This window comes from Shewanella sp. SG41-4, from assembly GCF_014164505.1.
Lineage (GTDB): Bacteria > Pseudomonadota > Gammaproteobacteria > Enterobacterales > Shewanellaceae > Shewanella.
In genome coordinates, this window is the sequence record NZ_JACJFI010000143.1 from 1 (window position 1) to 10,569 (window position 10,569).

The 10,569-nt window shown below is 41.6% G+C and carries 9 protein-coding genes and 1 tRNA gene; 8 read left to right on the forward strand and 2 right to left on the reverse strand.

Translation table 11 applies throughout. The features are described 5' to 3' along the window. On the reverse strand, positions 1-543 hold a 543-nt coding region (locus H5202_RS13390), incomplete at its 3' end, for a LysR family transcriptional regulator (protein WP_259397317.1). A 191-nt stretch (positions 544-734) separates the two neighbouring features. Between H5202_RS13390 and H5202_RS13395 the strand changes: the two genes are divergently transcribed. The 5 genes from H5202_RS13395 to H5202_RS13415 all read left to right on the forward strand — a co-directional run bounded on the left by H5202_RS13395 (position 735) and on the right by H5202_RS13415 (position 6,854). Further along, a complete protein-coding gene (locus H5202_RS13395) occupies positions 735-1,814 on the forward strand; it encodes an efflux RND transporter periplasmic adaptor subunit (protein ID WP_182772506.1) in 1,080 nt (359 codons plus the stop codon). 3 nt (positions 1,815-1,817) lie between these two features. Then, entirely contained in the window at positions 1,818-4,883 is a 3,066-nt protein-coding gene (locus H5202_RS13400; protein ID WP_182772513.1) for an efflux RND transporter permease subunit, read from the forward strand. A gap of 272 nt (positions 4,884-5,155) precedes the next feature. Then, entirely contained in the window at positions 5,156-6,028 is an 873-nt protein-coding gene (gene rluB, locus H5202_RS13405) for a 23S rRNA pseudouridine(2605) synthase RluB (protein ID WP_182772507.1), read from the forward strand. A 194-nt stretch (positions 6,029-6,222) separates the two neighbouring features. Then, positions 6,223-6,552 carry a hypothetical protein gene (locus H5202_RS13410; RefSeq protein WP_182772508.1) on the forward strand — a complete coding sequence of 110 codons (330 nt, stop codon included), beginning with the start codon at positions 6,223-6,225 and terminating at the stop codon, positions 6,550-6,552. Positions 6,553-6,768: 216 nt separating this feature from the next. Further along, a tRNA-Leu gene (locus H5202_RS13415) sits at positions 6,769-6,854 on the forward strand. Positions 6,855-7,328: 474 nt separating this feature from the next. Here the strand turns inward: H5202_RS13415 and H5202_RS13420 are convergent. Then, positions 7,329-7,604 carry an HU family DNA-binding protein gene (locus tag H5202_RS13420; RefSeq protein ID WP_182772509.1) on the reverse strand — a complete coding sequence of 92 codons (276 nt, stop codon included), beginning with the start codon at positions 7,602-7,604 and terminating at the stop codon, positions 7,329-7,331. A 292-nt stretch (positions 7,605-7,896) separates the two neighbouring features. Here H5202_RS13420 and H5202_RS13425 point away from each other — a divergent pair, with 292 nt between their 5' ends. From H5202_RS13425 to rplY, 3 genes are all read left to right on the forward strand, one after another. Further along, positions 7,897-9,318, forward strand: a complete 1,422-nt coding sequence (locus H5202_RS13425; protein WP_182772510.1) for a L,D-transpeptidase family protein — start codon at positions 7,897-7,899, stop codon at positions 9,316-9,318. A gap of 252 nt (positions 9,319-9,570) precedes the next feature. Beyond that, positions 9,571-10,122 (forward strand): DUF882 domain-containing protein, encoded by a 552-nt coding sequence (locus H5202_RS13430; protein WP_182772511.1) that lies wholly within the window; start codon positions 9,571-9,573, stop codon positions 10,120-10,122. A 116-nt stretch (positions 10,123-10,238) separates the two neighbouring features. Then, complete coding sequence (gene rplY, locus H5202_RS13435) at positions 10,239-10,526, forward strand: 50S ribosomal protein L25 (protein ID WP_182772512.1); 288 nt, start codon at positions 10,239-10,241, stop codon at positions 10,524-10,526. The last annotated feature ends 43 nt before the right edge of the window (positions 10,527-10,569 follow it).

Here is a 10,569-nt window from a genome sequence, read left to right on the forward strand (position 1 = left end):
CAAGGTGACAGGCATGCCAGCTTTGACTAAGTATTCTGGGCTGGCAAAGAAACACATATCTTCACTGATAACCGGTTTTGCCACCATGTCGAGCTCACTAAACGTTTCATTCACCATAAATGCGATATCAATATTATTTCGCACCATGTCTAAGGGCTCGGTACTGGTAATGATCTCAAGCGAAAACTTAGGATTTTCATCCATAAAGGCAAATATTTTACTCACGATATCCATTATCTGCGGGATAGGAAATATCAAAATCCGTAAGTGGCCGGTCAACTCTGCTTTGTTGTCGGTGATATCTGCAAGGGTTCGGTCTAAGTCAGCTAACATCACCAAGGTTTTTTCATAGAAATGACTGCCTGCAGAGGTCAGTGTTATTGCCCGGCTTTGACGATGAAACAACTTTAAATTTAATGACTCTTCCAACGATTGTAAGCGTCTGCTGACCGTCGATTTAGGCAAATTCAATAAGTTAGCCGCTTCAAGTATGCTGCCGGTTTCGACAATCCGGTGAAATAATGCAATGTCTTCAGTTTTCATATCGATTGCTCTGATAATGGTAAACAAGTCAAACTCAAATAATGGGATTGATGTTCCCAAATAAACCCATTTATTGCAACTATAATTCAGGGTATTGTTCGGCCCAATTGTGAATTAACTGTTGTCCCTGAAAAGGGAAATATTGTTGTCACCACGTCTTTTTAACGCTTAGTTCTCAAGGATCATAGTCGATGAAATATCACTCTACATTGCCGTTGGCATTGCTTATTTCTATTATTTTAGTCGGTTGTACGCCTGTTGAAAGTGCCGTGCAAGATGTGCTTGTACGGCCGGTAAAATTGTTTGAAGTGACACAGTCATCAGGTAATACCATTCGTCAGTTTCCAGCAAGGGTCGAAGCCAATAGCCGTGCAGAATTATCATTTAGGATTTCAGGCCAACTTGTCAAACTGGATCTTGTTGAAGGCCAACACGTTAAACAAGGCTTTTTACTGGCTCAATTAGATGATCGCGATGCGCGTAATAATTTAATGACTCGTGAGGCCGAGTATGACTTGTTGCTCGCAGACTTTAGCCGTAATCAAACTCTTTTAGAACGTAAATTGATTTCACAAGCCTTATTTGACAGCAGTAAAGCCCAACTTAAATCGGCAAAAGCAGCGTTAGCCGCTGCCAATGACCAAGTCAGTTATACCCGTTTAGAATCTCCATTTAGCGGCACCATTGCAAAACGTTTGGTGGATAACCATCAAATTGTTCAAGCAAACCAAGGTGTTATGACCCTGCAAAATAATCAGTTACTTGATGTCAGCATTCAAGTACCCGAAGCAATGGCAGCTGTATTAACTCAAGATATTGCCAACGGTTTAGCTGCAAAAGTACGTTTTAGCGCTTTAGATGACATGGTGTTTGATGCTAAGTTTAAAGAATATTCAACTCAAGTGACGCCTGGCACCCAGGCCTATGAAGTAGTGTTTTCATTACCGCAACCTGACAATGTGCAATTATTACCAGGCATGAGTGCTGAGTTAACATTAGCAACACTCAACGACTCCCCAAAAGGCTTTAGTACCATAGTGCCTATTTCCGCAGTAGACAAACAAGACCAAAGTGGTGACGTTACCGTGTGGCGTTTTAAACCTGAAAGCGGTGAAGTGAACCCGGTGAAAGTGACGCTTGGGCGTGTGAGTACTGACGGTGTTGAAGTGTTGAGTGGCTTGCAAAAAGGCGACGTTATTGTTGCAGCAGGACTGTCGCAATTATCTGAAGGTTTGAAAGTGAAGCCTTTACGCTGGCAACGAGGAGTGTAATTGATGAATGTTGCTGAGTATTCCATTAATCACAAAGTCATTAGTTGGATGTTTGCATTTTTACTGCTTATTGGTGGCAGTGTGGCGTTTACTGGTTTAGGGCAATTAGAATTCCCTGAGTTTACCATTAAGCAAGCGTTGGTGATCACCGCTTATCCTGGCGCGTCGCCAGAACAAGTAGAAGAAGAGGTGACTTTACCGCTTGAAGATGCTTTACAGCAACTTGATGGTATTAAACATATCACCTCTATTAACAGTGCCGGATTATCGCAAATTCAGGTTGAGATTAAAGACAGTTATGACAAACATCGCTTACCACAAGTGTGGGATGAGGTGCGTCGAAAAGTTAATGACACTACAGGGCTTTTACCACCAGGAACCGCAAAGCCGCAAGTGATTGATGACTTTGGTGATGTGTACGGTATTTTACTTAACTTGTCCGGTAACGATTTTAGTAACCGAGAACTGAGCAATTATTCAGATTATTTACGCCGCGAACTAGTGCTTGTTCCCGGGGTAAAAAAAGTCTCTGTGGTGGGCGATGTGACAGAGCAAGTGGTCATTGAGATTTCACAGCAAAAATTGTCAGCGCTAGGCTTAGATCAAAATTACATCTATGGATTAGTCAACAATCAAAACGTAGTGTCCAATGCTGGCAGTATTGTCATTGGTGACAATCGTATCCGTCTACATCCTACTGGTGAGTTTAGTTCTGTAGAGGAATTGTCTCGTTTAGTGGTGAGCTCTCCCGGTAGCACTGAGCTTATTTACCTTGGAGATATTGCCAACATTGAAAAAGACTATGACGATACTCCAAATGTGCTTTATCACAACAGAGGTGAGGCGGCATTATCATTAGGTATTGCGTTTTCAGGCGGCGTAAATGTAGTCGATGTAGGTCAACGTGTTAGTGAGCGTTTAATAGAGCTTGAATCACAACGACCGTTAGGGATGAGCCTTGATACGGTGTATAACCAAAGCTCAGCTGTCGATAATACCGTACAAGGTTTTTTGATTAACCTTTTAGAGTCGATTGCGATTGTCATCGCGGTATTACTATTGTTTATGGGCCTTCGTTCTGGGTTATTGATGGGCCTAATTCTGCTGCTAACAATTCTAGGTACTTTCATTGTGATGAAAGTATTAGACATTGAATTGCAGTTAATTTCTCTGGGTGCGCTGATCATTGCCTTAGGTATGCTGGTCGACAACGCCATTGTGGTGACCGAAGGCATTTTGATTGGCTTACAACGCGGTAAAACCCGCCTTGAAGCGGCTAAGCAAGTGGTATCGCAAACTCAGTGGCCATTGTTAGGTGCTACTGTGATTGCCATTATTGCTTTCGCACCGATTGGTTTGTCCCAAAATGCTGCTGGCGAGTTTTGTCGTTCATTGTTCCAAGTGTTGATGATTTCTCTGTTTATCAGTTGGATAACCGCAATTACTTTAACACCGTTTTTCTGTAATTTATTATTCAAAGAAGCCTCGCCACAAGCTGAACAGGTTGACCCTTACAAAGGTTGGTTGTTTACTACTTATCGCAGTTTTCTGTATTTTGTATTGCGCTTTCGTCTCGTTACGTTGTCAGTGGTGTTGGCGATGTTAGTCACTGCAGTAATAGGCTTTGGCCACATTAAAAACGTGTTTTTCCCAGCATCAAATACGCCTATCTTTTTTGTTGATGTATGGATGCCTGAAGGGACAGACATTAAAGCAACTGAGCGTTTCACCAGCGAAATAGAGAAAAAGCTACTGCAAGAAAGTGAGCTTAATGACAGCGGTTTAGTACACCTCACATCTGTCATTGGCCAGGGGGCTCAGCGCTTTGTGTTACCTTATCAGCCTGAAAAAGGTTATCCAGCCTTTGCTCAGCTTATCGTAGAAATGCGCGATCTAGCAGCCGTTAAGGCTTATATGCCGCAAGTTGAACTGTTGTTAAATAGCCATTTCCCCCAAGCACAATATCGCTTTAAAAATATGGAAAATGGTCCGTCTCCAGCGGCCAAAATCGAAGCGCGTTTCTATGGCGAAGATCCTCAAGTGCTGCGCAGTTTGGCGGCACAGGCTGAAATGGTGTTTATAAACGAGCCGACAATGGATGGTGTTCGCCATGATTGGCGCAATCAAGTACCACTCATCCGTCCGCAACTGCAAAATGCACAAGCACGTGAAACCGGCATCAGTAAGCAAGATTTAGATAATGCCTTACTGGTTAATTTTAGCGGCAAACAAATTGGTTTGTATCGTGAAACTAGCCACCTGTTACCGATTGTTGCTCGTGCACCTGCAGCCGAACGTCTTCAAGCTGATAGTTTGTGGAAAATGCAAATATGGAGCACTGAGAACAATATATTTGTACCCGCAACGCAAGTAGTGAGTGAGTTCAGCACGGAATGGGAAAACCCTCTCGTGATGCGCCGTGACCGAATTCGTATGCTGGCAGTATTGGGCGACCCCAAATTGGGATCTAATGAAACGGCAGACTCGGTACATAAAAAAGTCAGAAGTAAAGTTGAGGCCATTCAGCTGCCTGCAGGTTATCGCTTGGAGTGGGGCGGGGAGTTTGAATCAGCAGGTGAAGCGCAAACAGCTGTTTTTAGCTCGATCCCGATGGGTTATTTAGCCATGTTTTTAATCACGGTATTTTTGTTCAATTCAGTTAGGCAACCTTTAGTCATTTGGTTTACGGTACCCTTAGCGTTGATCGGTGTTTCAGCGGGTTTATTATTATTTGATGCCCCATTTAGCTTTATGGCGCTACTTGGGTTGTTGAGTCTCTCTGGAATGGTGATCAAAAATGGCATTGTATTAGTGGACCAAATCAATCTTGAACTTGAAGAAGGTAAAGAACCTGGATTTGCACTGGTTGATTCGTGTGTGAGCCGTGTTCGCCCGGTAATGATGGCAGCTATTACCACTATGTTAGGCATGATCCCATTAATCAGTGATGCTTTCTTTGGTTCTATGGCCATCACTATCATTTTTGGTTTGGGCTTTGCTTCACTATTAACATTAGTGGTGTTGCCGGTAATGTATAGTCTTGTATTTAATCTTAAAGTGACACGTTAACCTCTACATTATCATATTGAGTTGTTTACTAAGGCAGCTGACGGTTTCGTGTCAGCTGCCATTTTTGTGTGATTCAATGACTTGGTCTGTAAACTCTATGATGGTTTTGGTGATTAACGGTGGTATTTTTTGCTCACAAGCCCCATTCAGCGTATAATCTACGCACTTTTCTAATTGTATGCGCCATTGGCGGGTACAATCCTAAAAAGACAATAAAACAAAAGTGATTAACCTTTTGTTTTTTATTAAATTTCTTTAAAGAGTCCCCGCTAATGAGTGAAAAATTGCAGAAAGTCTTGGCCCGTGCAGGCCATGGCTCCCGTCGTGAGATGGAGGCATGGATTGCTGCAGGCCGAGTTAGTGTTGACGGTGAAATTTCTGGTTTAGGTGATCGTGTCGAGGCGGATGCCAAAATACGTATTGATGGCCGTGCTATTTCATTAAAATCAGCTGACGACATTATTTGTCGTGTACTGGCATACCACAAACCTGAAGGTGAAATTTGCTCGCGCAAAGATCCTGAAGGCCGTACTACCGTGTTTGAACGCTTACCTAAAGTGCGCGATGCTCGTTGGGTTGCGGTAGGGCGTTTAGATATTAATACTTCAGGGTTGCTGTTATTTACCTGTGATGGTGAATTAGCTAACCGTTTAATGCATCCGTCAAATGAAGTAGAGCGTGAATATGCAGTGCGTACTTTTGGTGAAGTGCCAGAAGCAGCTGTACAGCGTTTACGTACCGGCGTGACTTTGGAAGATGGTCCAGCACAGTTTGATACCATTAAAGCAGCTGGTGGCGAAGGCATAAACCAGTGGTGGCATGTCACCCTTCGCGAAGGGCGTAATCGTGAGGTACGTCGTTTGTGGGAATCACAAGACGTACAGGTCAGCCGTTTAATCCGCGTACGTTATGGCAAGGTTGAGTTACCAAAAACATTGCCGCGTGGTGGTTGGATTGAGTTGCCAATGGACCAAGTTAACTATTTACGTCAACTTGCTGGTTTAGAAGCTGAAACACGCTCTGTTTTAGGCTCGGACAAACACAGTGTTGCTCGTTCTAAAGTGAAAAGTGCTAAAATCCGCCGTGCAGTTCATAAGCATAAAGTGGTTGGTAATCACGGCAAGCCAACTCGTCAGCGTAGCTAATATTGATATTTAGGTTACTTTATAGAAGGTCGCGAATGCGGCCTTTTTTGTTAGTTTTTTTCGATGAAAATTAATTATTGATCACCTACTTGTTAAAAGTTTTTTCTCAGATATGATCCTCAAAATTTACGACTTATTGTGCTGTTATTCGACGATTTATACGCCGCAGCATTTACATTGGTTATTAGGACTCTATGAAAAAATTATTGTTAGGTTTATTGGTATCGTTATTGGTAGCGTGCGCATCAGCCCCTAGCTGGCAAGGAATGTCTGAGCGTGAGATCAGCCAATGGAAAGCGATAGGCTTTGATTCAACCCAAGCGCAAAATTGGCGCGTAAGAGGCTTTGGACCTACAGATTCTGATGGTTGGATAAAAGCCAACTTCACTTTAGATACCGCGACCATTTGGGCCAAAGAATCGTTTAATGTTGAAGAAGCACAAGTGTGGAGTGAAGCGGGTTTTGAAATTGATGAAGCCGTTACAAATCGCAGTAAAGGGTTAACCCCTGTGAGAGCTAATTAATTATTTTTTGTGCTAAGCGCTTTGTTTTGTTGGATTTTACATCGGATTGACGTTTTTTGAAGCGTTCAGTTCGATGTGATGAATATTTTAGTTGCTTGGCCAATAAAAATCAGTAAAGTGTGCACCAAGTTAAGCGGGACGCGAAAGCAACGCTGTTTATCTTATGCAAATATGAATTAAGTGATTTGATGTTTGTTATCAAAACACGCACAGTTTGCCCGAGTGGTGGAATCGGTAGACACAAGGGATTTAAAATCCCTCGCTGAATAAGCGTGCCAGTTCAAGTCTGGCCTCGGGTACCATTATAATCTCTAGCAATAGAGAGTGGTGTAAAAAAGCCCTCAACTTCTGTTGGGGCTTTTTTACGTCTGAAATTTAATAAATAACATCGAAAAATAAAATCCCTCGCGCTCTTGTTGAGCATTAGCGTGCCACTTTTTGTTATTAAGAATAGTCTGGCCTCGGGTACCATTATAATCTCTAGCAATAGAGAGTGGTGTAAAAAAGCCTCAACTTCTGTTGGGGCTTTTTTACGTTTGAAATTTGGTAGTTAAGGGTAACAAACGCAAAAGAAGGTGAGGGCGATAAGAGCGAATGAGCCTAGATGCTAGGGCGGACTTCGTCCTGCTAGTTCGCTACGCGGCTATAAGAGCGGGTTATTGGGAAAGTCGTTGGCTAGTTTCAGTTAGGTAGAGTTAAACTGGATAACTGCAGGTATAGCCTCTAGCCGCGAAGCGTTCTAGTGCTTAGGCTTATAAGGTTTCTACCACTTTGGCTTAAGCGTTAATTAATGCCTTTAATGCGGGAGATACTTTAAAGCTGGGTTGATTAAATCCTTCAATTTCAATGGCCTCACCCGTTTGTGGATTACGACCTATTCTAGGTAAGTAAAAACGCAATTCAAATGTCCCAAATTGGGGAATGTAAATTTTTTCACCTTCAGCTAAACCTTGATGAATTACCGCGAGGATTTGTTCAAGTTGTTGCTTAGCTTGAACTTGGGGAATGTCCATTTTACTGGCCATGGTTTGAGCGAGTTGTTTTTTATTCATGTGATTCTCTACTGCTTTAGTACTTCTTAATCCACTTATAACAATTCAGCATGGCCCTTCCAAGTTGTGTATTTATAAATTAATGTTAACTGGTTACTTTTCATCTAGATGATCAATTTCTATTTACTTCGGTAGGGTATAGGTAGCGCGAAAGTAACGTTTTGGTATTAACTTTTGTTGTTTAATTGTTTCTGATATTCAAGCAAATTTATTATTTATCATAATGGCTATATTCATTTCACTTGTGCGAAAAACATGACAATATCAGTGTGTGGAGACAATGGAGAATAGCATGTTCAGCAAACTGAAACTGTCTGTAAACGTAAGCATAATGGGTATATTGCTCTTGTGTATGTCGCCGTTTGTTTTAGCCAACACTGAAGCTCAATACGATAATTTGACTCAACACCTGCAATTACAGTATTTGGCTGAACCCACAGCACAGCGAGCACAATATTTAGCGATATTACAGACAGGGTCCGCTGCTGAACAATTAGAGTATATCGACAAGATTCAACAGAGTGTGGCCGATTTTTGGCATAATAAACAAGTGTCTTTGCCATTTGACTCAATGGATAACACCACTTCGTTACGTGAAAAAAATATTGCACTTGAGCCTGCTGTAGGTGATTACCTTGGAGTAATAAACTCTGTGCGGGAATTAATGAGACTATCGCAAACGCAAGATTGGCCCGCCATCACTCTCGAAGATCTGTTGCGTCCTGGAGATATTCATCCAAGCATTAGGCAAATTAATCAACGTTTATGGTTATTGGGTGATGCTTACGAATACCTTGCTGACGAAGACAAATACCAGCCGGATTTGGAGCAAAGCGTTAAACGCTTTCAGTCTCGACATGGGTTAAACACTGATGCTGTTGTTGGCCCTAAAACCTTATTCTGGTTAAACCAAACCCCGCACCAACAGGCCTCTTTGTTAGCAAAAAGTTTTGTAGAAAAAACGGCCTATTTAAGCCAGCTATCTCAGCCTTATTTGTTGGTTAATATCCCTGCTTTTCAAATGGAGTTAGTGGATCAAAATCAAGTTGTGTTGTCGTCTAAAGTGATTGTGGGTAAGCCATATCGACAGACTCCTGTTATGACAGGACAAATTTCAAATATAATTATTAATCCCACATGGACGGTGCCTAGAAAGATTTTACGCCAGGACATTTTACCGCAGGTGAAATTAAATGGTGCTTACTTTACCGATAGGCATTTTGATGTGTTTGATTATGAAGGTCATCGTGTTGATAAAACAGCTCAACAATGGCAACAGGCTGCAACAGGAAAATTCCCCTACAGAGTGGTTCAGCGTCCCGGTGGCGGTAATGCGTTAGGTCGTTATAAGTTTCATTTTAACAATGATCAAAGCGTGTATTTGCATGATACGTCAACACCTTTAATGTTTGAACATGTGGAGCGAGATATATCATCTGGCTGTGTAAGAATTGAAAAAGTGCAGCAGTTAGCTGATTGGTTTGCTAACCATTTGGTTATCGATAAGCGTACTTGGGCCCATTTTCAGTCTAATCACACTCAAACTAAATGGTTTGCTTTATCGTCCTCTTTACCCGTGCACATGGTGTACTGGCGTGCTTGGGTGGATGAACAGCATGTTGCGCAGTACCGAGATGACATTTATCAATTAACCCCTGCAGAGTCGACGCAGTTATTAAGCCATAAAGTCATCACTACCGATATTGTGCAATAATCTTGATTGATGAAACAAAGTTAATGAGGTTTTACTTTGTCCCTAAGCACTTGAGGTATATAACACTCTTATGCAGGTTAGCGCGTTTTGTGTGTATCTCCACATTAGCTTACTTGCATTTATCAGCATTAATGGTTAATTTATTTGCCAACTGGATAAAAAACAAACAATACAGTAAAAGCATTGTGAAGATGAAATCGCGCTTTTAAAGCCGATGAATATCGTAATTTTGATAATTTAAGTGGTGTATAAATGACAATTGAGTGCCCAACTCGTCGGCAGTTATTATTAGGCTTAAGCGGTGCCGCAGTGGTAACTCTGTTACCCAATACCGCGCAAGCAAGTCGTTCTACTATTGGTGTTAAAGATTTACGTTTTTATAGCTTACATACCGGAGAAAGAAGCCAGGGAAGTTTTTGGAGCGATGGTCAATATCAATCGGAAACACTGACTGAATTTAATCAAGGATTACGTGATCATCGCCAAAATATAGTCGCTCCTATAGATAAAAGATTATTTGAGTATTTGTATAAATTACAAGTTACATTAGATAATCAAGATGAAATCCATGTTATTTCTGCTTATCGTTCACCTATAACAAATCAAATGCTCGCTTCTCGTAGCAATGGTGTTGCCAAGAAAAGTTATCATATGAAAGGCATGGCAATGGATATTGCCTTACCTGGTGTGAAAACTAAGCATCTACGAGATGCCGCAGAGTCGCTAAAACTGGGTGGTGTAGGGTTTTATCCTCGAGATGGTTTTGTGCATATTGATTGTGGCCCTGTGAGGCGTTGGGGTTAATTAATTTTCTTGTGGGTTGAGAATGGCTATGGTAATATCCGCGCGCTTTATTTGAGTCATCGTTGGTCGAAAATGATGACGCCTTCATACTTTATTAATTATTAAGTGAGTGACTAATGTCTTACACAATCAACGCTGTAACCCGCACAGAAATCGGGAAAGGTTCGAGCCGCCGCCTACGTCATGCTGGTAAAGTGCCTGCAGTAATTTATGGCCCAGGTAAAGAGCCTGTATCAATCAAGTTTGAACACAAAGACATCATTAACATCCAGTTAAATGATAACTTCTACACAACTGATTTAACCATCGCTATCGAAGGTAAAGAAATTAAAGTTCGTGTTAAAGCTATCCAACGTCATGCATTCAAGCAATTGGTTGAACATATTGACTTCATGTTTGCTTAATTGCAAATTTGAAGAAAAAGCGCCTAAGGGCGCTTTTTTTATG